At 66.2% G+C, this 23,167-nt stretch carries 24 protein-coding genes and 2 pseudogenes; 8 read left to right on the top strand and 18 right to left on the bottom strand.

Features of this window, described 5'->3' with window-relative positions; all coding sequences use genetic code 11:
- Positions 1 to 133 precede the first annotated feature (133 nt).
- From ACX82Z_RS13750 to ACX82Z_RS13740, 3 genes are all read right to left on the bottom strand, one after another.
- The gene (locus tag ACX82Z_RS13750) at positions 134 to 661 is read right to left on the bottom strand and encodes a DUF2285 domain-containing protein (RefSeq protein ID WP_081718910.1); all 528 of its coding nucleotides are present in this window, start codon (positions 659 to 661) and stop codon (positions 134 to 136) included.
- The gene (locus tag ACX82Z_RS13745; RefSeq protein ID WP_024586517.1) at positions 621 to 944 is read right to left on the bottom strand and encodes a transcriptional regulator domain-containing protein; all 324 of its coding nucleotides are present in this window, start codon (positions 942 to 944) and stop codon (positions 621 to 623) included. The genes ACX82Z_RS13750 and ACX82Z_RS13745 overlap by 41 nt, the downstream gene beginning before the upstream one ends.
- A 155-nt stretch (positions 945 to 1,099) precedes the next feature.
- Positions 1,100 to 1,363, bottom strand: a complete 264-nt coding sequence (locus ACX82Z_RS13740) for a DNA -binding domain-containing protein (protein WP_024586516.1) — start codon at positions 1,361 to 1,363, stop codon at positions 1,100 to 1,102.
- 227 nt (positions 1,364 to 1,590) lie between these two features.
- On the opposite strand from ACX82Z_RS13740, the gene ACX82Z_RS13735 reads away from it, so the two are divergent.
- Positions 1,591 to 1,806 (top strand): helix-turn-helix domain-containing protein, encoded by a 216-nt coding sequence (locus ACX82Z_RS13735; protein ID WP_024586515.1) that lies wholly within the window; start codon positions 1,591 to 1,593, stop codon positions 1,804 to 1,806.
- A gap of 9 nt (positions 1,807 to 1,815) precedes the next feature.
- On the opposite strand, the gene ACX82Z_RS13730 is transcribed toward ACX82Z_RS13735, so the two are convergent.
- On the bottom strand, positions 1,816 to 1,983 hold the full coding sequence (locus tag ACX82Z_RS13730) for a hypothetical protein (protein ID WP_173401398.1): 168 nt from the start codon (positions 1,981 to 1,983) through the stop codon (positions 1,816 to 1,818).
- A 213-nt stretch (positions 1,984 to 2,196) separates the two neighbouring features.
- On the opposite strand from ACX82Z_RS13730, the gene ACX82Z_RS13725 reads away from it, so the two are divergent.
- Complete coding sequence (locus ACX82Z_RS13725) at positions 2,197 to 3,240, top strand: IS110 family RNA-guided transposase (protein ID WP_024586514.1); 1,044 nt, start codon at positions 2,197 to 2,199, stop codon at positions 3,238 to 3,240.
- 492 nt (positions 3,241 to 3,732) lie between these two features.
- Positions 3,733 to 4,479 (top strand): sulfite exporter TauE/SafE family protein, encoded by a 747-nt coding sequence (locus tag ACX82Z_RS13720; protein ID WP_024586513.1) that lies wholly within the window; start codon positions 3,733 to 3,735, stop codon positions 4,477 to 4,479.
- A gap of 118 nt (positions 4,480 to 4,597) precedes the next feature.
- On the opposite strand, the gene ACX82Z_RS13715 is transcribed toward ACX82Z_RS13720, so the two are convergent.
- Together ACX82Z_RS13715 and ACX82Z_RS13710 are read right to left on the bottom strand one after the other, a co-directional pair.
- On the bottom strand, positions 4,598 to 4,999 hold the full coding sequence (locus ACX82Z_RS13715) for a single-stranded DNA-binding protein (protein WP_024586512.1): 402 nt from the start codon (positions 4,997 to 4,999) through the stop codon (positions 4,598 to 4,600).
- Positions 5,000 to 5,207: 208 nt separating this feature from the next.
- On the bottom strand, positions 5,208 to 5,504 hold the full coding sequence (locus tag ACX82Z_RS13710; RefSeq protein WP_459589577.1) for a hypothetical protein: 297 nt from the start codon (positions 5,502 to 5,504) through the stop codon (positions 5,208 to 5,210).
- A gap of 212 nt (positions 5,505 to 5,716) precedes the next feature.
- Here ACX82Z_RS13710 and ACX82Z_RS13705 point away from each other — a divergent pair, with 212 nt between their 5' ends.
- Together ACX82Z_RS13705 and ACX82Z_RS13700 are read left to right on the top strand one after the other, a co-directional pair.
- Entirely contained in the window at positions 5,717 to 6,643 is a 927-nt protein-coding gene (locus ACX82Z_RS13705) for a hypothetical protein (RefSeq protein ID WP_459589576.1), read from the top strand.
- The gene (locus ACX82Z_RS13700) at positions 6,625 to 7,035 is read left to right on the top strand and encodes a hypothetical protein (protein ID WP_459589575.1); all 411 of its coding nucleotides are present in this window, start codon (positions 6,625 to 6,627) and stop codon (positions 7,033 to 7,035) included. The genes ACX82Z_RS13705 and ACX82Z_RS13700 overlap by 19 nt, the downstream gene beginning before the upstream one ends.
- A 115-nt stretch (positions 7,036 to 7,150) precedes the next feature.
- On the opposite strand, the gene ACX82Z_RS13695 is transcribed toward ACX82Z_RS13700, so the two are convergent.
- From ACX82Z_RS13695 to ACX82Z_RS13645, 11 genes and pseudogenes are all read right to left on the bottom strand, one after another.
- Positions 7,151 to 7,567: a hypothetical protein gene (locus ACX82Z_RS13695; protein ID WP_024586510.1), complete on the bottom strand. Its 417-nt coding sequence runs from the start codon at positions 7,565 to 7,567 to the stop codon at positions 7,151 to 7,153.
- 28 nt (positions 7,568 to 7,595) lie between these two features.
- On the bottom strand, positions 7,596 to 8,672 hold the full coding sequence (locus tag ACX82Z_RS13690; RefSeq protein ID WP_459589573.1) for a DUF2493 domain-containing protein: 1,077 nt from the start codon (positions 8,670 to 8,672) through the stop codon (positions 7,596 to 7,598).
- Between the two features lie 320 nt (positions 8,673 to 8,992).
- On the bottom strand, positions 8,993 to 10,033 hold the full coding sequence (locus tag ACX82Z_RS13685) for a DUF7146 domain-containing protein (protein ID WP_024586508.1): 1,041 nt from the start codon (positions 10,031 to 10,033) through the stop codon (positions 8,993 to 8,995).
- Positions 10,033 to 14,379, bottom strand: coding sequence for a strawberry notch-like NTP hydrolase domain-containing protein (locus ACX82Z_RS13680; protein WP_459911796.1), 4,347 nt, complete (start codon positions 14,377 to 14,379; stop codon positions 10,033 to 10,035). The genes ACX82Z_RS13685 and ACX82Z_RS13680 overlap by 1 nt, the downstream gene beginning before the upstream one ends.
- 167 nt (positions 14,380 to 14,546) lie before the next feature.
- A complete protein-coding gene (locus tag ACX82Z_RS13675; protein ID WP_244437348.1) occupies positions 14,547 to 14,960 on the bottom strand; it encodes an antirestriction protein in 414 nt (137 codons plus the stop codon).
- Complete coding sequence (locus tag ACX82Z_RS13670) at positions 14,953 to 15,339, bottom strand: hypothetical protein (RefSeq protein WP_459589571.1); 387 nt, start codon at positions 15,337 to 15,339, stop codon at positions 14,953 to 14,955. Before ACX82Z_RS13670 ends, ACX82Z_RS13675 begins: the two co-directional genes overlap by 8 nt.
- 94 nt (positions 15,340 to 15,433) lie before the next feature.
- The gene (locus ACX82Z_RS13665; protein WP_035449427.1) at positions 15,434 to 15,631 is read right to left on the bottom strand and encodes a hypothetical protein; all 198 of its coding nucleotides are present in this window, start codon (positions 15,629 to 15,631) and stop codon (positions 15,434 to 15,436) included.
- Positions 15,631 to 15,891: a DUF6117 family protein gene (locus ACX82Z_RS13660; protein ID WP_024586504.1), complete on the bottom strand. Its 261-nt coding sequence runs from the start codon at positions 15,889 to 15,891 to the stop codon at positions 15,631 to 15,633. The genes ACX82Z_RS13665 and ACX82Z_RS13660 overlap by 1 nt, the downstream gene beginning before the upstream one ends.
- Before the next feature lie 92 nt (positions 15,892 to 15,983).
- Positions 15,984 to 18,146 (bottom strand): ParB/RepB/Spo0J family partition protein, encoded by a 2,163-nt coding sequence (locus ACX82Z_RS13655; protein WP_024586503.1) that lies wholly within the window; start codon positions 18,144 to 18,146, stop codon positions 15,984 to 15,986.
- A 125-nt stretch (positions 18,147 to 18,271) separates the two neighbouring features.
- Positions 18,272 to 18,613 carry a hypothetical protein gene (locus ACX82Z_RS13650; protein ID WP_024586502.1) on the bottom strand — a complete coding sequence of 114 codons (342 nt, stop codon included), beginning with the start codon at positions 18,611 to 18,613 and terminating at the stop codon, positions 18,272 to 18,274.
- A pseudogene (locus ACX82Z_RS13645) lies at positions 18,610 to 18,921 on the bottom strand (zincin-like metallopeptidase domain-containing protein); the annotation flags it as partial. The gene ACX82Z_RS13650 and the pseudogene ACX82Z_RS13645, both read right to left, overlap by 4 nt.
- Before the next feature lie 84 nt (positions 18,922 to 19,005).
- On the opposite strand from ACX82Z_RS13645, the gene ACX82Z_RS13640 reads away from it, so the two are divergent.
- The 3 genes and pseudogenes from ACX82Z_RS13640 to ACX82Z_RS13630 form a co-directional block, all read left to right on the top strand.
- On the top strand, positions 19,006 to 20,280 hold the full coding sequence (locus ACX82Z_RS13640; protein WP_244437346.1) for a site-specific integrase: 1,275 nt from the start codon (positions 19,006 to 19,008) through the stop codon (positions 20,278 to 20,280).
- A complete protein-coding gene (locus ACX82Z_RS13635) occupies positions 20,277 to 21,218 on the top strand; it encodes a tyrosine-type recombinase/integrase (RefSeq protein WP_024586499.1) in 942 nt (313 codons plus the stop codon). The genes ACX82Z_RS13640 and ACX82Z_RS13635 overlap by 4 nt, the downstream gene beginning before the upstream one ends.
- Positions 21,215 to 22,090, top strand: a pseudogene (locus ACX82Z_RS13630) (tyrosine-type recombinase/integrase); the annotation flags it as partial. The gene ACX82Z_RS13635 and the pseudogene ACX82Z_RS13630, both read left to right, overlap by 4 nt.
- Here ACX82Z_RS13630 and ACX82Z_RS13625 read toward each other — a convergent pair.
- Complete coding sequence (locus ACX82Z_RS13625) at positions 21,972 to 22,940, bottom strand: ArdC family protein (RefSeq protein WP_459589568.1); 969 nt, start codon at positions 22,938 to 22,940, stop codon at positions 21,972 to 21,974. The pseudogene ACX82Z_RS13630 and the gene ACX82Z_RS13625 sit on opposite strands and share 119 nt — an antisense overlap.
- Positions 22,941 to 23,167: the final 227 nt, after the last annotated feature.

Raw genomic sequence — 23,167 nt, 5'->3', positions numbered from 1 at the left:
GGCCTCCGTCGCGGCCGCCGTGAGGGCGGCGAGTCGGGTGCGACGATGGCGAAGAATCGGCGGCCCGGCGGAGTGACAAAAATCGGGGGGTCTTAGGAGAAGTGTCCCCCCTCAAGCGGCTGGCCGCGGGGGCTCAGTCGCGGTCGGGACCGTCGCCTGGTCTGTGCGGGATCAGCCATTGCAGATAGTCGCGCTCGATCTGCCGGCGGGCGGCCGCGAGGATGCGCGCAAGCCGCCGCCGCTCCGGCGCGTTCTTCCAGTCCACGGCGCGCAACGTCTCGACGGTTCGGTTGATGAGGACGGCGGCGACCACGCGGCGCGGGGCGCCGGATTCCACGCCGTCCCAGGCGCGCAGCATGAGGGCGGCGCGACGAATCTGGAAGACGGAAAGCCGCTGCTGGCGCGGCAAGGGGCCGGACGGCCTTCCGTCCAGCCGCCGCTTCAGGCGGCCCGCATTGCGGTGCCGCCACCAGAAATGCTCGTCGAGCGGAAGGAAGATGCCGGCTCTGACCGGCTCATCGCCGGCTCGGAACCAGAGGCGGTGATCGCCGGCGCCGTCCTCGGCGATGGCGTGCAGGCCGTCGCCGGCCAGCTCGCCCACGACAGGCAGCGTGCGTGGATCAGGAAGCGAAGAAGCTGCAAAGCCTTCGGGGACAGCCATGACAATGACGGCCGCAGGGAAGTGCCGGGGCAGCCATACGGGCCGAGCGGTCAAGGCCGATGCAGAAGGGTCCGCCGGGAAAGGCAAGCCCCCAGCGGCGGGACAGATGCGCTATCGCCTCTGCCTTGTCTGCGCCGCCGGAGGCGATCCTTCTCACGGTGTCGGCATAGTCCTGCCGATAGTCGCGGTTGCGACGAAGAAACTCGAAGGTGATGCCGCCCCGGTCGAGACGGCTCAGACGTTCCTCGAACTGCGGTGATCGCCAGTCGTGCAGCGGCTCCATGACGAAATCCTCCCCGCCCGGTCGTTGCCATCGGGATGATTCGAGTATTGGCGGGGTCGGCCGCGCGTGAAGATGGAAAATCGGAATGTGAATCTCGACCTGGGCGAGCAATCCCGATTTGGGGCGTCGTCAACGGCGCGGCGATCGGGAGCCGGTCATTGCATGCGCGGTTCCAGCAGATGCGGATAGCCTTGCTCGGTCATCCAGCGGGCTCGGGCGAGATGGGTGTCGTGCATGTGCTTCGCGCGTTCGGGATCGACGTTGACGTCGAGGCCGAACACGATCTTCACGACTTCGCGCCAGTCGGCGCCTTCCTCGGCAGCGTCGAGCAGGCGAAGATAGGTGGCGAGGTGGGCTTCGTCATAGGCGTTCACCCTGTCGGTCAGCGGCGGGCTGTCCTTGAAGGGAGTCTTGCTCATCGTTGTGTCCTTACTTCCTCGCGCATGTAGTTCACAAATACGTCATCGCTTCGAGGTGCAATAGAAGTTCCGCGACTGGCATCGAAGATTCTCGGAATGGCGACATTCCGCGATTGGACAGAAAGCCGACGTCTGCGACGCATCCGTTTTTCTCGCATGCGGCCCACTATAACGAATCGGAACGATCGTTCCTAGAACGATAGTTCCGGTTCTGATTCCCATGCGTCATGGATCTCAAAGAGGTCATGGCGATCAACATGCGTCGGCTGCGCCATGACAAGGATATGACGCAGGAAGAAGTAGCGGAGCGCGCGGGGCTGAGCCCTCGCTACATCGGCTCGATCGAACGCGGGAAGGTTTCGGCGAGCGTGAGCGTTCTGGGAAAAGTGGCCGACGCATTCGGGGTCGATCCCTGCGAACTGATCCGGACATCGAAACGCTGACGTTCGCCCTCAAGGGGCGAACGGGTCTATCTCGCGGATGATGGCGTCATCGTCGCCGTCATATTCGGCGGCCGGCATGGCGCCGACCGTGCCGTCGCCGGTGCGGAAGATGACGATCGTCACCAGCAGGGTGGCGGCGAGGCTGAAGGCGAAGGCTTGCGCATCTGGAAGGGACATCGTTCCGGCTCCTGTTCCGGAGCGGGGACCATCCCCGCTCGACAGGCGCCCGATGGGTTTCGGCCGCGGCCGCGATCACCGCGACGGCGCAGCCGGGAGCGGCGGCACGCTTTGCGTAGTCCGACCCTTGATGAGGTGGAACGGCCCGCTCCGACAGCATCGAAGTGCTAAAACGTGGTCGTTACTGCAAACGCCACAAGGGGGGACCGTTCCGTGAAAGATGTTACCACTATTGGATTGGACTTGGCGAAGCACGTTTTCCAGGCTTTTGGCGCGGGCGCCGAGGGCACGCCGCTATTCAACCGGAAGCTACGACGCGCTGAGGTATTGCGCTTCTTTGAAAGACTTCCGCCGTGCCTAGTGGGTATGGAAGCATGTGCCAGTGCGCATTGCTGGGCGCGGGAGATATCAGCCTTCGGGCATGACGTCAGATTGCTGCCGCCCCAATACGTCAAGCCATTCGTCAAGCGCGGCAAGACCGACGCTGCCGACGCAGAAGCCATAGCTGAGGCGGTGACGCGAAAGACGATGCGGTTCGTCCCGGTTAAGACGGCCGAGCAGCAGGCTGCGGTGATGGTGCTCAAAACGCGGGCTTTACTGGTGCGTCAGAGGACACAAGCGATCAATGCATTACGCGCACATATGGGAGAGCTGGGTATCATCGCTCCAACCGGCATCGCCAACGTCAAGGCATTGGCACCAATCATCCGGGATGAGGAAGACACCCGACTGCCTCCCGCTGCGAGGTTTGCCCTGACCGAAATAATCAATCAGATCGAGATGCTTGCCACACAGATCGACAAGCTCGAACGTGAGATCGTCGTCCAAGCTCGGCAAGATGACGAGATGCGGCGCCTTGCGACCATCCCTGGCGTTGGTGCTATTATCGCTATGGCCGTGAAGGCATTCGTTCCCGATCCCGCCGGCTTCAAATCCGCTCGCCACTTTGCAGCCTGGATCGGGTTAACCCCGAAAGCACATTCCAGCGGCGGAAAAGAACGGTTAGGGCGAATATCGAAGATGGGCAATCCGGTGCTGCGATCATTGCTGACGACGGGGGCGGCATCGGTGCTACGTCATGTCCAGTATCGCGACCGAGTTTGGCCGTGGCTGAAGAACATGCTCACGCGGCGCCCCTTCAAGGTCGTGGCGGTGGCGCTTGCCAACAAGATCGCCCGCATGATCTGGGCATTGCTAACCAGAGGTGGAATCTACCGAGACCCAACAGGACTTGAGGCAGGACCTATCGCCGCATAAGCGCAGGACCGCCGAGACGAGCTGCCCGGCGACCGCCGGCAGGTGAGGTGCACAACAGACGATGAACCACGGGACGAAATCCCGAAACAGGACAGGCCGAAACCCGTGACGCGCACAAAGCGCGCCCCCTTGATCCAGCCACCTGCTTCGCGGACTTCATCGAGGCCAGCGGTCATGACCGCACAAGTAGGCCGGACATATGACCGCACCGTTCCCATGTGGTGAAATAGACTGAAGAGCACCTTGCACCGCGGGCCGTTCCACATATGAAGAGCACCTTGCACCGCGGGCCGTTCCACATATCACGGGTTGATCGTGGAAGGCCGCGACTGGAACCAAGGTAAGCCTCAAAGAGCGCGGATGGTCATCCGCCGACACGAGCCGGGCCGTCCTGACCTGCGCTGGACGTGCCGGAGCTGCTGCGCGCGCCAGACATGAGAGTTGGCAACAGTTTGCTTTCGAGCACCGGCCGGCGGGTGCTACAGCGCGCTTATGACTGACGCTCTGTTCGCCCTGGCGCTGGCCGTCGTGGCGCTCCTCTATTCGGCCGTGGGACAGGCCGGCGGCACCGGCTATGTCGCCGTGATGGGCCTGGCCGGCTTCGATCCGGCAACGATCAAGCCGACTGCCCTTGCGCTCAACGTGCTGGTGTCGGCGATCGGGTGCTATCGTTTCCATCGCGCCGGCATGCTGACGTGGCGCACCGTCTATCCGTTCGCCGTGCTTGGCGCTCCATTCTCGCTGCTGGGCGGTGCGCTGCATCTGCCGGCATCCGTCTACATGCCCGTCGTGGGCATGTTGCTGCTCATTGCCGGGGTGCAGATGCTCCGCTCGGTGAAGGCCGCCGCGACGCTCGACGAGCAAGCGCCGGTCGTTCCGCCGTTCCTCCCGTCGCTTCTGGTGGGAGGCGTGATCGGACTGGTTTCCGGGGTGACGGGCGTTGGCGGAGGAATATTCCTGGCGCCTGTCGTGCTCGCCATGCGCTGGACGGAAACGCGGACGGCGGCCGCAATATCGGCGGTGTTCAACCTGCTGAACTCCGGTGCGGCCCTGCTGGGCGCATGGGCGACGATGCCGACCCTTCCGGCGCAGTTGCCGACATGGCTGGCCTGCGTCGCCATTGGCGGGCTTGTCGGATCGTGGCTGGGCGCGAGATACCTCAAGCCGGGCGCGCTGCGGCTGGTGCTGGCGGCGCTGCTGCTGGTTGCCGCCGCGCGGATGATCGCGACCGCATTCTAATGACGTCATCTGTGCCAGCGTGCTGCGCCGGGCTGTGCGCTTCCAGCTCCGCGAACCGCCGGCCGCGAACGTGAGGAAGGCCCGGCGGCTTTCGCCGCCGGGCTCTCGACACCTCCTTTCAGAACGGAATCTCGTCGTCGGGATCGTTGGCGCCGCGGCTGTCGTCCTCACGCTTCGGCCAGCTCAGGAAGTCCACCGTCTCGGCGATGATCTCCGTGCTGTAGCGCTCGACGCCTTCCCTGTCGGTCCACTTCGTGTAGTGGATGCGACCACGGACCAGCACCTTCATCCCCTTCTGGCAATGCTGCTCGACCGTCTTGCCGAGGCCGTTGAAGCAGGTGATGCGGTGCCATTCGGTCTCCTGGACCCGGTAGCCGTCCTTGTCCCGCAGAACCTTGCCTTCCGCGTAGCGGGGGCGCGAGGTGGCCAGTGTGAAGTGGACGATGCGGGTGTTGTTGGTGGTGGTGCGGCCCTCGGGGTCCTGACCGATGTTGCCGGCGAGAATGACGATGTTCTGCATGGTAGTTCTCCGTTGCTTCAACCGGAGGGACCGTCCCTCCGACGAGACCCGGCCACGGCCGCCGGGAGCCGACAGCAACCCTTAAGGCCCGGAGTGGGGCGGGCAGGCGCTTCGCGCCAACACGGTCCGGAGCCGCGGGGGTTGAGGGCGGAAACCGCTCGGACGTAGGGGATCAGTCAGTCGGAGGGCATGTCCTTCCGCGAACGCATCACGGAGAAACCGCAGAACCTTCCTCCTTGCCGGCCCGACCATCGGTCGAGGCGACGGACGCGCCGTCACAGGAACCCGCGCGATCCCACGCGCTCGCCACCATCGCATGCCAGCCCGGATGAAAAGTCGGGGACAGCGCCGGTACCGGCGTCCGGGCGAAGGGTGCCGCCTGCGCCTCAACGGCGATGGCGACGGTTCCGTGCGAGCCCGAAGGGATGGAGGCATGGACCGGGCCGGTCGCCACGCTACGACGGACCGACAGGGAAGATGTCGATAGCCTCCTGCGCGCGATCATGCCGATCGGTGCGATTGCTGCCGGATGGATGCGGAGGTCGCGCTGCGGCGTGGGAACTTACACCGGCGTTGGTCCCGTCATGAGGAGGGATCGGAGAGCTGGCGCAGAAGCCGTCGCGGCCTGCATTCCGGGGAGCGGCCGAGCGCGTAGATGATCGACCATTCCTGATGCCACCAGAACGTGCGATGTTGGAAAAGGCTGGAGGGAATGACTTGGGAACGGAAATAAATGATCCGCCCGAACCGATCCGACTGGCCGTCGCCGACCTTTGGCGGACGGGATGTCGAACGGAGGAAGAAGCTTATCGTTCGGCAGCATTTCGGTTGCTTGAGAGCAATTGCGCTTCGATCTACCCGCAGATCAAAGGTTCCCGGCTCCCGAAGCATCCATCGGGTGACTCATCGCGAAAGGAACTGCGGACAGCGCTCGAAAACTTCTTTCGCTGGAACGGGACGCCTTGGCATTCGGGCAGCAGGCCGAGCATAGAAGAGACAGCGCTGAAGCTGCACCAGACCTTTCTGGCCGAAGAGGTGAAGCGGTATCATTTCGCGCCACTCGATCGGCTCGATTTGGAGGATTCCAGCGAGCGGGCACACCAAAGCGTCGAAAATATCCGGTTCGGAACGAACGAGATCGCCTTTCTCAGAAGCGCCGATCTCGGCCGGCGTGTGCGGCATGATGCGCTGAAACGCTTCGGCCGTTGGCAGCAATTTCCCGTCGAAAGATTGGATGGGTTCTATTGGCTGGTCACAAGTGAGTCCGAGCCGGCTGGAGCCATATGGGAACGCACCTGGCTCGGCGTGCTTCACAAGCGATGGGACGAGATCGGAAAGGTTCCGGTGTTCGAGTCGACGTTTCCGTCGCCTGTGGAGGATGCGCTATTCGTGCTGCTGTTGTGTTTCAGCAAAGAGTCGACCGATGGCCCGTGGGAACCGTTTGACGTTCCCTGGGTCTATTCGTTCTCCGACGATCCGTTCGCCGACGCGCCGCGTGCGCCCAATGCCGAGGCTCTGACTTGGACCCTCATCGGCCATCCGGACGAGGAGATCGAAGCTCCGGATCGGTCGGAGTCTTCGAGCTTGGCCGACAACAACTCGATACACTCGAACAGCGATGGCGAGTGCTTCAGGCGGCGCTAGCAAAGAGAGAGACGAACAGAGCGAACATCCATCCGCTGACTAAGCACTTCTTCGTCAAAGCTCTAGCGGAGGAAGGGATCGACGAGATCGTCGCGAACATAAGCTGTATCGAGGCGACCCTGATGCTGAGGGAATATCGCGGCCGCGAAAAGATGAAGAGTAGATACAAGCGCCTCGTTGGTGACGACGCTGAGGCGGGCTGGCTGGAGCGCGGTTACACGTTGCGAGACGAATACCTGCACAGCCTCGGTCATCCTAAAGCAACGATCTCATGGGACGACCTTGGACACATTCGGCGAAGCGTAGCCAAGGCGGTAGAACGGTATCTCGAACTGACCGACAACAAGGTTGATCTGAATCGGGAAGAACTGCTCCGCTCTCTGGAATCGTAAGCGTCCGGCTCGCCTGAGGGATTGGGGTCGATCATGCGACGACACTGCTCCATAGCGATCTGCCGCCTGCCGCACGGTCATAAGGCCCTGAATAGGAGGGGCGAATAGGAAATATTCAGCGTGGCGAGAAGGCGGCGGCGTGGGAGCTGATGTTCATCAGCGCGGCGATGCCGACGAACAGGCCGCCGGCGCCGCAAAGAAGATTGAGCGCGACGGTCGACTCGATGACGTTGTGCGCCACGCCATGCACGACCGCATAGCCTGCCAGGGCGGCGGGCGCGGCGAAGAGCGCAAGGACAGGAAGACGCAGGAGGGGAGCGCGCACGAAGGCGAGGATGGCGGCGGCGACCACGACGGAAAGGCCGGCCGCGCCGAGCGCGGCTATGAGCGACATGGCCACACTCGCATCGCTGGCATAGACGTAGCGGAACGCGGCAAGCCCGACCATGAAGGGCAGCGCGTAGATCGCGAAGTTGAAGGCGATCACGCAGAGCGCGATCGACAGCGAGACGGCGAGCAGAATCAGGGTCATGGAAGCCTCCGGATGATCGGTTCAAAGATCACGACAGGCTGTCCGAAGATGCGCTCCGCCTGCGACTTTGCTTCTGTGCCGGTGCTACGAGGATGCACGGATTTGACTCCTTTTGCTGGCGATCGTCAAGCGAAGGCGGCCGAAGCCGCCTTCCGGACGGCGCCTGAGCGCCGCCCCGGTCGCGGAAATCGTAGACGTGGATGCCGAGCTTGCGGGCTTTGTCGGCAAGGTTGCCCTGGATGCCGCCGCCGGGAAAGACGATGACGCCGATCGGAAGCGTTTCCAGCACCGCGTCGTTGCGCTTGAAGGGCGCCTGCTTCGCCGGATACTTCGTGAACTCGGGCGGGAACGGGACAACCGGCACCTTGCGGCTGGCGGCCCACTTGTCGGCGATCAGGTCGGTGCCGGTCCTGGCCCCGCCATGCAGGAGGACCATCTGCGGATACTTGGCGTGAGCCTTGTCGAGCACGCTCCAGATGAGGTTGTGGTCGTTGAAGGTGTTGGCGCCGGAGACCGCGATCCTCGGCCCGGCCGGGATCAGCACCTCGGCGTCCACCCTGCGGCGGGCGGCGATGAAGTCGCGGCTGTCGACCAGCGCCGAGGTCAGGTTGCGGTGGTTGACCATCGAGCCGGAGCGCGGCCGCCAGCCTGAGCCGGTGTGGCGCTCGTAGTGCTCGGCGGCCTGGTCGCGCATCAGCTCGAAGGCGTCGCGCCGCTCGATCATGGTCTGGCCCTCGGCCGTGAGGCGCTCCAGCTCGACCGCCTTGATCTCTGTGCCGTCCTGCTCCCGCTGGAGCCGGCGCTGTGCCTGCTCGTTGTCGTCCAGGGTGCGCTCGATCCGCTGGACGGCGCGGTGGAAGAGATTGACGGTCGACCAGAGCAGGTCGTCGAGATCGGGTTCGAGGCGGGTGTCGCCAAGCGTCGCGATCATGGCGTCGAAGATGTCTGCGACGGCTCCGGCCACCGCGCCGCCCTCGGGCAGCGGCCTCGGATCGGGCTCGTCCTGGAAGGGGCGCCAGCCATAGAGCTGGAGTTCGGTGATGAGGCGGTCGGTCGGTGATGAGGCGTGGTGCGGCTCGTAGCCGTCGTCGTGTTCGCTTCTCATCTGCGTGGTCTCCTTCGTCGGTCTGACCGCGACCCTCGCGGCCTTCACGGCGTCGGAAGCCCACGGGCGGTCCGGACCGGCAGTCCTCGTCCGCGAGGGCCTTGATGGCCAAGGCCGGCGATTTTGCTTCGCGATGCAAAGGCGGGGCCTGCCCCGCCGGCGGAAAATCGTCGGCCGCCGCCATTGCCTGTCCGGGCCGTTTGTGGGCTCGATCGCCCTCTCGGAAGGCCGGGGCGCGGTCAGACCGACGATCGCGGAAGCCACGCGGAAGCGAACCGGGGGACGGCGGCCGTGACGTCCGCCGCATCCCCGATCCGCCTCTACGCCGCCAGCGCCATGAAGCGGCAGGCGTCCTGCGGGGCGAGTTGGGGCCGGATCAGCTCCAGAAGGGCTTCGGGGCCGTGATGGCGCAGATCCTCGTTGAAGTCTTCCAGACGCGGCGACAGCACCAGCACCTCGATCCCGGCGCTCGCCGCCCGCTCGACCAGTCTGTCGCGAGTGCCGTCGCCGGCCGGATCGCGGTCGCGCAGGACGTAGAGCCGCCGCAGCGTCGCCGGGAACAGGATGGCCGCGAGATGGGCGGCCGAGGTCGCCGCCAGCATCGGCATGCCTGGCAGGACCATGCGGGGCGACAGCACCGTCTCGATGCCTTCGCCGGCCGCCAGCACGTCGTCCGCGGCACCGAAGCGGATGCCGTGCCCGAGCAGGTCGCCCATCGCCCGTCTCGGCGTGTCGACCTCGGCCTTCCCCGAACCGCCCGGCGCGAGCCAGGTTCGATGCGCCCCGGTCAGCCGGTCATCGAGATCGGTGACGGCGGCGATCAATGCCGGCAAGGCCCTCCTCGGGCTGTGCTCGTCCGGCCGGTAATAGCAGCGCGGATGGAAGCGCAGGGAGGAAAGGCCGGAAATGTCCGTGATGCCGCGGCCGCGCAAATAGGTCTGCGCGAGCGTGCCGCGGATCGGCCGCGAAATGCCGAACAGCCGCCGCGCCGCTTCGGGCGAGCCCGATGGGAGGGCGCCGGGCTTGCGATCGCGTGCCGCGTCCTCCGGTTCGGGATGCGGCTGGTTGAGGAAACGGCGCGCTTCGTCCGCCACGTCCTTGAAGTCGACGAGGCCGAGCGCCTCGCGGACTATATCGAGCATGTCGCCATGCTCGCCGGTGGCGGCGTCGGTCCAATGGCCGGGCGGACCCTTGGGCGAAGCGCGCAGCCGGACGAACATGGATCGGCCGGGAGCGTTGCGGGCGTCCCCGACCAGCCAGTAATTGCCCTGCCGGTGGCCGTTGGACAGATAATGACGGCACGCCGCCTTGGCATGGAGACCGAGGCGACGGGCAAGTTCCGAAGCGTCGAGACGGGGCATTATGCGGCCTCCCGTTCGCTGATGCGCTCGACCGACCATCGGTCGAGCAGCTTCGCCAGCACCGCGACCCCGCTCGCGTTCGTGGGAACGAACATGCGCAGTTTCCACGAGATGATCTCGTGGAACAAGCCGTAGGCCGTTAGCCGCTCGCGCATCGTGTCGGTGAAGCCGGACAGCTCGATGCGGTGGGCGCCCATGACGCGGACGCGGCGAAGCTGGAGCCCGTCGTCGAGGTCGATGATGGTCTTTCCCTCCATCAGCGCCGTGTGCGCTTCCTCGGCCGACAGCGAGAGCGAGCCGGTCGTCACCGCGTTCGCGGCCCAGGCGGGCGAGACCCCGCGACCGATGACGCGCTCTCCGTCATCGGTCTGGACCCGGTAGACGCGCGAGGACTCGTGCGGCAGGCGCTTCCAGATCGGCAGTAGCAGGCCGGTGACGATGTGGATGGTGGCGTCCGAGAACTCCGGCACCTCGGCGATCTCGGCTTCCCAGGCCGAGGCGAAGGCGTCGCGGCCCGCCTCGACCCAATGGCTTCCGACCATCGCACCGTACGGGATGGTGTGCGCCTCCATCGGCCGGATCAGGCGGACGCGATATTGGACATCGCCATCGTCGGTCATCACGGATGGCGCATGGACCTGCACCGCGGCGCGACCGGAGCGCTCGTTGACCAGCAGCTTGGCGCGCCGGTCAAGGAGATGGTCGAGCGCCGCATCGAGCGTGACCGGCCGGTTGCGCCTGCGCTCGGAGATGGCGAGAAGCCGGGTCTCGGCGCCGGTGCCGGGGTGGGTGTAGATCGTCTCCCGCCCGGTCACGGTGAAGCTCTCCGCGCGCAGCGTCTCCAGGCCGGCATCGTAGCTGCCCGACGCTATCGCGCCTTCGATCCGCGCGTTTAGCAATCCCTCGAAGGCGGTGAAGATGATGCCCTGCATCTCGATGGTGAGCGCCAGCAGCCGGTTGAGGAACGTGGTGATCGGCGGCAGCTCGTCCTTGATGCCGGTCGAGTCCATCAACTTCAGGCCGGTCGACGCCTCGAACCTTTCCAGCGAGCAGCCCTCGACCTTGCCGCGCACGATGAGCATGTAAAGCTGACGCAGCGCGTCGCGGGCATAGTGCGATTCCAGATTGTCCTCGGGCCGGAACAGGCCCTGACCGCCTGTCTGCCTCTGGCCGCGCGTGATTGCCCCAAGCGTGTCGAGCCGGCGGGCTATCGTGCTCAGGAACCGCTTCTCGGCCTTGACGTTGGTGACGATCGGCCGGAAGAGCGGCGGCTGCGCCTGGTTGGTGCGATGCGTGCGGCCAAGGCCCTGGATGGCGGCGTCGGCCTTCCAGCCGGGTTCGAGGAGGTAGTGGACACGCAGCCGCGTGTTCCTCGCCGACAGTTCGGCGTGATAGCTGCGGCCCGTCCCGCCGGCATCGGAGAACACCAGCACACGCTTCTGGTCGTCCATGAAGGCGGCGGTCTCGGCAAGGTTGGCCGAGCCGGCACGAGTCTCGACGACAAGGCGGTCAAAGCCGCCGGTGCTGGCCTTGCGGACGATGCGACGCGACCGGCCGGTGACTTCCGCCACCATGTCGGTGCCGAAGCGCTGCACGATCTGGTCGAGCGCGCCGGGAACCGGCGGCAGGCTCGCCAGCTTCGCGATCAGGGCATCGCGGCGGGCGACCGCCTCGCGGCTCTCGACCGGCTGGCCGTCGCGCGTAACCGGCCGCGACGACAGCCTGCCCTCCGAGGCGGTGAACGGCTCGTAGAGCTGCACCGGGAAGGAGTGACGGAGATAGTCCAGGACGTACTCGCGAGGTGTAATGTCAACGCGGACGTCGTTCCATTCCTCGGTCGGCAGTTCCGCCAGCCTGCGCTCCATCAGCGCCTCGCCGGTCGAGACGATCTGCACCACGGCGGCATGGCCCGCCTCCAGATCGCGCTCGATCGAGCGCAGCAGGGTGGGCGTCTTCATGCTGGTGAGCAGATGGCCGAAGAAGCGCTGCTTGGCGCTCTCGAAGGCCGAGCGCGCGGCGGACTTCGCCTGCTTGTTCAGCGTGCCGGAGCCGCCTTCGCCCCCGCCGGTGATATTGGCGGCCTGCATGGCGGCGTCGAGATTGTTGTGGATGATGGCGAACGCGCCGGCATAGGCGTCGTAGATGCGGGTCTGCTCGGGCGTCAGCTCATGCTCGACCAGCTCGTATTCCACGCCGTGGAAGGAGAGCGAGCGGGCGGTGTAGAGGCCGAGCGCGCGTAGGTCGCGGGCGAGCACTTCCATCGCCGCGACCCCGCCGGCCTCGATCGCCTCGACGAACTCGGCCCTGGTGCCGAATGGGAAATCCTCGCCGCCCCAGAGGCCGAGCCTTTGGGCATAGGCCAGGTTGTGAACGGTGGTAGCGCCGGTGGCCAAGACATAGACGACGCGGGCATCGGCAAGCGCATGCTGGAGACGAAGCCCGGCGCGGCCCTGCTGCGAGGGCGCGGCGTCGCCGCGCTCGCCCTTGCCGCCGACAGCGTTCTGAAGCGCGTGGCATTCGTCGAAGATGACGACGCCATCCCAGTCGGCGCCGAGCCAGTCGACGATCTGCTGGACGCGGGACGCCTTCTCGCCGCGCTCGTCGGTCCGCAAGGTGGCGTAGGTCGTGAACAGGATGCCTTCGGGCAGCGTGATCGGCTTGCCCTGCGGAAATCGCGACTGCGGCGTAATCAGCAGGCGCTCCATGCCGAGCGCCGACCAATCCCGCTGCGCGTCCTCCAGCAGCTTGTCCGACTTCGAGATCCAGAGCGCCTTGCGGCGGCCTCTCATCCAGTTGTCGAGGATGATGCTCGCGGATTCGCGGCCCTTGCCGACGCCGGTGCCGTCGCCGATCATGAAGCCGCGCCGGAAGCGGACGGAACCGCTCGCGTCGTCGGCAGCGGCGCTCACGACATCGAAGGTCTCGTCCACGCTCCACGCGCCGGCGAGATAGTCGGAATGGGCCTCGCCGGCATAGATCAGGGTTTCGAGCTGGGCGTCCGACAGGAGGTCGCGGATGTTGGCCGGCAGGCGCGGCCGGTAGCTCGGCTTGGGCGGCGCGACGGAGGCCATCGCCGCCGACTGCACCAGCTTCGTGGGATGCGGCTGCGCGCCGGGAATACGGATCGACTGGAGCGCGTATTCTTCATAGATGGCGTCGGTGATGCGGCCGGTCCCGGCGTCCTGCCGGTCGACGGTCTCGTATTCGAAATCGACGCCCTCCGGCTCGGCCAGCGCCTTTCTGGGCGCGGCCTTCGCAGCCCGAGCGAGATAGCCGCGCACGGTGCGAGGCGCGGGCGTGGCCGCGACCGGGACCGCGACGGCGGGATCGACCGGCAGGCGGGCCGGCACATGCTCGGCCACCCAGCCCATCAGCGTCGCGGCGTCGGGCGCGAGACCGGGCGACGCGGGGAAGACGGCCGGATCGTCGGCCGGCTGCTTGTCGATGACGGTCAGCCGCGTCGGAAAGGTCGTGCCGTGCTTCGCATAGACCGAGCCGTCGATCGCGGCCGAGAACACGACGCGGCCGCGCTCCTGCAGACGGGCATAGGCGGAAGCCCATTCGGGCGCGTCCGGCGCGAAGTTCGCGCCGGTGATCGTCACGAGCCGGCCGCCGGGGGCCAGACGCGCCAGCGCCGAGGCGACATGGCGGAACGCCGCGTCGGCCATGCGCGTCTCGACATTGGCCATGACGGAGAATGGCGGGTTCATCAGCACGACGGTCGGCACGGCCGCGAGATCGAGGTGGTCGTCGATCTGGGCCGCGTCGAAGCGCGTGACGGAGAGGGCCGGAAAGAGGGAGGAGAGCAGGCCAGCGCGGGTCTCGGCCAGCTCGTTGAGGACGAGCGTGCCGCCGGCGATCTCGGCCAGGATGGCGAGCAGGCCGGTGCCGGCCGAAGGCTCCAGCACGCGGTCGGCCAGCGTGATGGCCGCCGCGGTCGCCGCGACCAGGCCGAGCGGGATCGGCGTCGAGAACTGCTGGAATGACTGCGCCTCCTCGGAACGGCGCGTGTGGGTCGGCATCAGCGCGGCGACCCTCGCCAGCAGCGGCAGGCTCGCCGCCGGGGAGCCGCCCTTGCGGAGCAGCGCCTTGCCGAACCGGCGCAGGAACAGAACCGTGGCCGCCTCGCAGGATTCGTAGGCGGTCTTCCAGTTCCAGGCGCCTGCCGCGTCGGAGCCGCCGAAGGCGGTTTCCATCGCGTGGCGCAGGGCTGGAGCGTCGATGCGCTGGCCGCGTTCCAGATGGGGAAGGAGGAGCTGCGCGGCCGCGAGGATGGCGACGGCGGTGTCGGGCTCGCAGGCGTGCGGGATCGGCGCGGCCGCGTTGGCGGCCACGGTAGCGGGCATCATGTTCATCGGGGAACCTCGGGAGAGCGGGAACGGGACAAGCCGCGCAGCGCTCTCTCTCGACCGCACCGGCTCGAACCCGTCCCGGCCTTCCTCTCGCTCTCAGGCCGCAGGCATGACCGACATAGAGACAGGCGCCTCGCAAAAAGGCGGGACGCCTGCAATATTCAGTCGAGCACCTGGGAAATCTCCGATGCCTCCGGATGGCGGAGCGAATAGATCCGAAGCCGGTAGTAGCGCTGCGCCAGCAGCTCGGATTCGTATCGGACGGAAAGATGCGAGAGCGTGAGAAGCGTTGCCAGGATTCCGGCGGCATCTGCCGAGACCTCGCCGCGAAATCCAGTGATCTCGCCTTCGATCCGAAGACGTGGTTTCGAGGTCGGCGCGAGAAAGAGCGGCGTTCCACGGTATTCGTAGAAGGCCCAGAAGCCGCCGCCATAGTCCTGCGGGCTGAGCCGCTCCATGAAGCTGTAGACCGTGCTCTCCGCGATGATGAGGAGCGGCATGCCGAACAGAGCCGGCAGGAAGCCTTCGCGACGATCGTCAGGAACCAGGGACGCGGTGCGGACGATCTCAGGCATCGCGGTCGCTCCCATCGGGATCGCGGGCACCGGCCATGATCGCTTCCGCCTTGGCGATCGCCGAGACGGCGCGTCGCCGCCAGAGCGCGAGTTCGGGCGCCGCCGGATCGGCGGCGGCGAACATCTTGAGAAGGCCGAGCAGCACCTCGAAATGCTGCGCCTTCCTGCGCATGGTTTCGCCATATTGCGAGGGGACCGGAAGGCTGCGCGCCGCATGGGGCGCGCCGCTTCCTTCCCAGATGCCGCTGACGAAGGTTTCGCCGGGGGGTGTCGTGGGAAATCTTGCGGATCGACCAGTCGTCGTCTTCCACCGCCAGCCGGCACGCCTTGTCGACGGTATCGGCCTCGTAGGGGCGAAGACGGTAGACCGGCACGTCATGCGCGGTCTCGATTGTGAAGGTGGGCATGATAGCCTCCTGAAACGAAAAATGCCCGGCGCGAGGCCGGGCGGGTTGGGAGATGGGCGAAGGGCGTCAGTGGCGGGTTCGCATGAAGTCGCGCTGGATCTCCGCGTGGCGGCGAAGCATCGCGCAGTAGAACATCCTGCGAATGAGCCGCCGGCACGGATCGGCGCGGACTTCGGGCGGCAGGTATTTCGCCGTCGCCCGGACCACGGCCCGGTCGGTATCGAGCGGGGTGACGCCGAGATAGGGATAGTGCGACTGCAACATCACCGGCCTCCGTCATCGTGAGGCAGGAAGCCGGACGGATCGTCCGGGTTCGGCGGAAGGTAGGCGTCGTAGGGGTTGCCATCGGCCAGATGGCCGAACGGGGTGAAGACGTAATCGCCGCCGTCGCGGCCGACCGCGCAGATGACGTAGCGCAGGTCGCCGGTCGCGGCGTCCTGGCATTCCATCAGCGCGAGGCTGCCGTCGCCTGCCGCTCTCAGCAGCGTGTTGAAGTTGGTGCGTGCATGGTCGGGAATCGCCATCGTGGTTCTCCTGAAACAAAAACGGCCCGGCGCATGGCCGGGTCGCGAGTGAAGGGTTGGAAGGAGACGGAGCGGCCGGAGCCGCTCCGCGACTATTCGGCGGCGACCAGATGCTCGGGATCGCCGCCCTCGGCGCCGGCCGCCACGTCGTCCTCGTCGTCTACGAGGAACGCCGGCAGCGCCTCGGTCTCGCCCTCCGTGCCGGCGTCAAGCTCCGGCTCGGCGTCGAGCGGACGCAGCGGCTCTGGCAGCCAGCCGGTGTCGGCCAGAAGCCGTGCGGCTTCTTCGGCCATGTCGCCCTTCTTCAGATGGGCGATCAGGTCGGCGGCTCGGTCGCCTGCGCCCTCGCGGACGGCTTCGAGGATGCGGGTCTTGGGAACCCGGCCGAGATAGTTGTCGACCGTGGGCCGGAAGCCCGCCTCGATCATGTCGAGGCCGGTGGTGCGGGCGAGCCGATCGGCCTCGGCCATGCGAAGGTCGAGACCGTGCTGCGAGATGCCGGTGGCGCTGATCGGGTTCGGCCGCTCGTAGAGCGCGTTGACGCCGAAGCTGACGCAATGGGCGAGCAGCGCCAGGCGGCTGGCCTCGTCGAGCGCGGCTAGCCAGTCCCAGAGCGCGTCGTCGTCGGACGGAAGGTCCGCCTTCCAGCCGTCGTGCCGCTCCATGACCGACTGCGCATAGGGGCTGTCCTTTAGGTCCGGACCCTGCTCGCGGAAATAGACCTCACGGACGGAAGCCCCGACCGCGGCGCCGGTGGTGGAGCGCCCGAACGTGTCGCGCACCAGCTTGTGCAGCAGCGCCGTGAGCGCGACATGCGGGTTGGCGCCCACAGCGTCGCGAAGGGCGAGCGTGCGATGTGCCGTCAGCTCCGCCACCAGCCTTTCCGACAGGGGACGGATGACGTCTTCCTCGTCCTCCTCCGGCTCGGCCGGCTCGCCGCCGATGGTGATGACGGTCCGCATGACGCGCGGCTCCTGCACCGCGTCGCCATCCGCGTCCGCGCCTTCGGCCTCCGGCGCTTCACCGTCGACGGTGGCGGCCGGCTCGTCCTCGGGCCGGACATAGCCGCGTTCGACGACAAGATCGCCATCGGAGTCGACCGAGATGAAGACGCCGGCGATGGCGATCTCGGCCGGATCGTAGATGGCCGGGCGGTTCTCGAAGGCGTCCAGGGCCTCCTCGATCTCGCTGAGCCGATGGTGGGTTTCGTCCGGCAGTTCGTCGCAGCCGTCATGCTCGGCCATCAGGGCGTCGTACTCGTCGCGCAGCGCCTCGCGCTGCTTGCGCTCCTTCCGCGTGAGTTCGGGCGAGGTGCCGGCGAGCACGCGAAGGCCCCGCTCGTGGCCGAGCGGGAGGTCGAGGCTGACGGTAATCCACTTCCAGCCCTCGGCGGCAACCTCGTCGGCGACGGTCCTGAGCTTGTCGGCAACCAGCCTGTCGAGCAGAGGAACGTCGTCCAGCCAGCCGCTATCCTCCTCGTCGAACAGGTAGCGGGGCAGCACCGGGCCGCCGGCCGCGACATAGGCGTCGAGGCCGACGAACATGGCGCGCTTGTCGGACGCGGGAACGCTGGTCTCGGTGAGCATCTGGCGGACGTGCCAGGGCTCGCGGTAGTGCGACTGCCGCACCGCATCCCAGACCTGCTCCTGACGGCCGTGATCGGGATTGGCGGTGAAGGTCTCCAGCAGCGCCAGCGTCATGCCGTTCTCGGCATAGACCTCCAGCAGCTTCGGCGAGACCTTGGCGAGCGCGAGGCGCTGCGCGACATAGCGCTCGGTGGTGAAGTAGGCGGTCGCGACCTCCGCCTCGGACATGCCGCCGCCGACCATGCGCTTGAAGGCGCGGAACTGGTCGAGCGGATGCAGTGCCAGCCGCAGCATGTTCTCGGCCAGCGAGTCGTCCACGGCCGAGGTCTTGGCGTCGGCCTTCTTGACGATGCAGGGAACAAGGCCGTCCTCGGGGAAACGCCCCGCCTTCACCAGCCGGGCGATCGACCTGTAGCGGCGGCCGCCCGCCGGGGTCTCGAAATCCCCAGTCTCGTTGCCGTCCGCATCGAGGATGGCGCGGACATTGAGGCCCTGCACGAGATCCTCGCGGCGGTCGATGTCGAAGGTGAGTTCGTCCAGGCCGGCCTCGACGTCGACCTCGCGGACATTGCTGTCCGACAGCCTGATGCGGTTGAACGGAATATCGCGCGCCCGCGAGAAGACAATCATCGGGACGGCGGCGGACTTCTTCCTGGCAGCTCTTGCCATCGTGGTTTCTCCACGACGGGCGCGGAGAGCCTCTCTCTCCGCTTCCAACCCGTCACGGAAAACCCGGCCCCTCTCTTCCTCTCGGCTGCGCCGGCACAAGCCAGCGCAGCCATCGGCCGGAACGGTCACAACGCGAACTGCCGGGGCCGTTCGTCGTTGATGCGGTATTTGCAGCGAAGCGCTAGAATTGCGCCGTTCTGCCGCTCGACCTTGCGGCGAAGCCGCTCAAGCTCGGCCTGCGCGGCATCGGTCATGCGATCGAGGATGCGCCGGTATTCGGCCTCGTCGGCGCCGGTCCAGCGGCTCATCCGGCGGTGATACCAGCGCGACTTCGGGCGCCGCCGGATGGTCTTGGCTTCCGCGCCGTCGCAAAGCCGGCGCTCGACAAGGGCGAGGTGGTGCCGGGTTTCCGCGAGGCTCGCCTCCATCCGGGCGAGCGCCGTGCGCGATTGGGCATAGGTCATCATGCCGCTCTCCTGTCGATCGAGGAGACGGTCTCTACGGCGGGCTGCTCGTCGGGCGGCAGGAAGGAGAGCAGCCAGTCCGCCGCCTTGCTGGCGTGCGAGGCGGCGCGGACGATGGCGCGGTTGTCCTCGCGCAGCACCTCCAGCCAGGAGCCGATGTAATCGGCATGGCGCACGGTCGGCACGATGCCGAGCGAGGCGCAGCAGAACGCCGCGTTCATCTCGGCCACCAGCTCCTCGAAGGCGTATTTCTTCGAGCCGAAGGAGCCGCCGAGATCGCGGTCGAGGCGCGAGCGATGGCCGCTGGCGTGGAAGTTATGCCGATATCGGCATAATGTCCATAATGCCGTAACCCGGATTATGCCGCATTGTGTCGAGACAGCGCGATTGGCAGCATGATCGTGCTGAGCGTATTCGGCATAATCTTCGTCACTCCAACAACGTGGAGTACGAAGAACATGCCTATCAATCTGCAAACCTGCGTCGAGCCGTACGTGGAGTCGTTCACCGCAAGTCTTGCCGTCGCCGACTACAAGGCGCCCACCATCAAGAACTACCGGTCGATCATCCGGAAGCTCGGCAAGGTGATGGATTCGGAAGGGGTCACGCCTTGCGCACTGACGCTCGACCAGGCCGAACGGCTGGGCCGGATGGTATCGCGAAAGCATGGGCAGACCGTCCAACCGTACAATCTCGCACGGCGGTTCGCCCACCATCTGATCGATATCGGTGTGGCGCGGCCGGCGCCGCTGACCGATGCACAGATCGCGCGCGCAGCATTGCTGGCGAACTTTGAGACCTATCTTGTCAAGCAGCGGGGCTTGAGCGAGCGGACGATCTACCACACGCTGCGCTTCGCCAACCGGTTCCTCGACTATCGCTTCGGCGAGCAGATGATCGATCCGGCTTGCCTGCGTCCCGCAGATGCAATCGGGTTCATCGAACACGTGCTGGCAGGCGCACGCCGCGACAAGACGATTGCGACCCATGTTCGCATCTTCCTGCAATATCTGTTCGGATGCGGAGCCACGCCGACCAACCTATCGCTGAGCCTGCCGAGAACAGCGAAGTCCTGGGCCGCGCGGCTGCCGCGCCATCTGTCGCCCGAGGGCGTCGAGGCGGTGCTGGCGAGCGTGCGCGACAATCCACGGCACGGCGCGCGGGACTACGCGATGCTGCTGCTCATGGCCCGGCTCGGACTGCGAGCGGTCGAGGTGATGGCGATCCAACTCGACGATATCGACTGGCGCGCGGGCGAACTCACCGTGCGCGGCAAGGGTAAGCTGCACGACCGGCTGCCGATCACGGTGGAGGTCGGTGATGCGCTGAGCCACTATCTTCGTGAGGAACGAGGGCCGACGACCTGCCGTACGATGTTCGTCACCCATCGAGCGCCGCATCGGCCCTTCAAGGACAGCCAGATTGTCAACGACATCCTCAAGGAGGCCCTGAAGGCAACGGGCCAGAAGCCGGTGACGCCCTATGTGGGATCGCACCTGCTGCGTCATAGCCTGGCGACCCAGTTGGTGAACACGGGCGCTTCGCTCGAAGAGGTCGGTGACGTGTTGCGGCACCGCTCGCGCACATCGACGATGATATACGCGCGGATCGACATCGATGGGTTGCGGTCGATCGCGCAACCCTGGCCGGTGGCGGGAGGCGTGCAATGAGCCTCGCCATCGAACTCAACCGCTATCTGAGCGTCCGGCGCAGCCTCGGCTACGATCTTGGCACCGCCGCACGCATCCTTCGCCGCTTCACCCGCTTCGCCGATTGTGAAGAGGCCGTTCATATAGATACCGCGCTGTTCCTGCGCTGGCACGCCACGCTGGCCGAGGCCTGCCCCTCCACCCGAGGGGCGAGGCTCACTGCCGTGCGCCTGTTCGCACAGTGGTTGAGCAGCTTCGATCCTGCGCATGAAGTACCCCCGCAAGGCCTGCTGCCAAGTACGGTCGCGCGGTCGCGACCTCACATATTTAGCGATGCCGAGATTGCAGCGATCATCGCGGCGGCCACGGTGTTGCCGTCCGTCTATGGCCTGCGCGGGTTGACCTGCTCGACATTGTTCGGGCTGATCGCGGTGACTGGCCTGCGGATCAGCGAGGCGTTGGCAATCGACCGCGCCGATCTCGACACCGTCGCCGACGTGCTGCGCGTGCGGCAAGGCAAGCTCGGCAAAGAGAGGTTGCTGCCGCTCGATCCAAGCGTCGTCAGGCACTTGGTCGACTATCTTGCCGAACGCGACCGGCTGGTCGGCCATCCGGCCACGCCGCTGTTCGTCACCGACAAGGCCACACGCCTCACCGATTGCTCCGCCCGCTACAACTTCGCGCGGGCCTGCCAGCAGATCGGGCTGCGAACCCATCAACCATACTGCAAGCATGGCCGGGGCCCGCGCATCCACGATCTTCGCCACAGCTTTGCGGTGAAGACGATGCTCGGCTGGTACCGCTCCGGCAAAGACCCGGCGCGCGAGATGATCCGGCTGACGACCTATCTGGGCCACACCAGTCCCTCCAACACATACTGGTATCTGGAAGCGGTCCCCGAACTGCTCGATCTGGCGATGGCGCGAGCGAGCGATGATGGCAGGGAGGCGATCCAATGAGCGCTTTTGCCTTGCCTGCGCTGATCCAGCGCTTCTTCACCGACCGGCTGTGCGTCCAGATGGAAGCGAGCCGCCATACGGTCGCCGGCTATCGCGACACGTTCCGCCTGTTGTTGCGGTATGCGAGTGCCCGGCACGGCAAGCCGCCGGTCAAGCTAACGATCGAGGATATCGATGCTGATCTCGTCGGCGACTTCCTCGTCCACACCGAAACCGCACGAGGTAACAGCGCACGGAGCCGCAATACCCGGCTGGCCGCGATCCGATCGTTCTTCCGCTACGTCGCCATGAGCGATCCAACCTGGCTGCTGCATTGCCAGCGCATCCTCGCCATGCCCAATAAGCGCTATGTGCGCCGTGCGGTGACGTTCCTCGACGGCGAAGAGATAGCTGCGTTGCTGGCGGCGCCCGACCGCACGACATGGACCGGAGGGCGTGACCATGCGCTGCTCCTGCTCGCGGTGCAGACGGGTCTGCGGGCTTCCGAACTGGTCGGCCTCCGGTGCGGCGATGTGGTGCTCGGAACCGGCGCCCATATCCGCTGCGTGGGTAAGGGGCGGAAAGAACGTGCCACCCCGCTTCGCCGCGAGACGGCCAAGCTCCTGGCGAAATGGATCGGCGACAACGAAGAGAACAGACCGCTCTTCCCCTCGCTCCGGGGCGAACCATTGAGCCGCGACGCTCTTGAACACCTCGTCCGCAAGCACAGCCTGACGGCTGCGCGCGCGTGCCCGAGCATCGGCACCAAGCGGATCACGCCGCATACGCTGCGCCACAGCACTGCAATGGACCTGCTCCACAACGGCGTTGACCAAACGGTAATCGCACTCTGGCTCGGTCACGAGAACGTCGAGACCACCCAGATCTACATCCATGCCGACATGAGGTTGAAGGAGAAAGCACTCGCCCGCGTGGCCGCCCCAGCCACGCCGTCGAGCCGCTTCCGGCCCGATGATCAGCTCCTCGCGTTCCTGGAAGGGCTCTGATTATGCCGAACTGCCGCGTGGCCGATGCCTGACCGACCAGTCTCCAGCGGACGCCATGCGGCATAATCCGGGTTACGGCATTATGCCCCAGCTCGTGCAGGGCGGTCCGGTGCCAGTCGATCGGCTCGAAATAGGCCTGTGGCGGCGGCACCTGAACATAATCGTGCGCTGGAACATAGAAGGCCTGGTTCCCACCGATGCGAAAGTCGATTCCGGTCGCCCGGATCAGCGCCTCGACCCTTGGCTCGATCATGTGGGGCGGCGGTGGCGGCGCCTCGATAGCAACATCCTCAGGCAAGCCCTCGCATTGCGCGGCGTTGAACACGGTGAAGCGCTTGAGGAACGGGATCGCGTGCGGTTCCTCGCTGGCCTCCCTCGCGCGCTCCCTCTCGTCGTCGGGGATGAATCGGTCGGCATAGACGATGACGGTGCCGTGCTCTCCCTTCCGGACCTTGCCGCCGAGCGACTTGGCCTGGAGATAGGTGAGCCAGCTCTGTCCGGCATAGCCGTGCTCGATGACGGCGCCCCAGAGGATGAGGATGTTGATGCCGGAATATTGGCGGCCGGTAGCCGCGTTCCTCGGCATCGCCAGCGGCGCCTTCGCCTCGGGCGTGCCCCAGGGCTGGACCCAGGGGACGCGGCCGGCCTCGAGCTCGGCGATGATCTTGTCGGTGATGTCGTCATAAAGGCTCGTCCGGTCGTTGCCGGTCCGGGCGCTGCGGTCATATCTGGCCATCGGGATTTCTCCGCGACGGGCCTCGGGAGCCTCTCTCCCGATCCCAGCCCGTCACGGCAAACCCGGCCTGCCTCTCACTCTAAGGGGGCGTTGCGGGGTCTCCCCGCAGAAGGGGGTGCGCCGGCAACGTAGTGCCGGCCAGGGGGAAGGCTTTCCCCCAAAAACCATTATCGAAACCGAGCCAAAGCGATCAGAAACGTGGATTCATGCGCCGCTGGCGCTGTTGC

The organism is Aliihoeflea sp. PC F10.4 (assembly GCF_054612275.1).
Note: the sequence above shows the minus strand (reverse complement) of the source record. Positions and strands in the feature narration are given on the sequence as shown.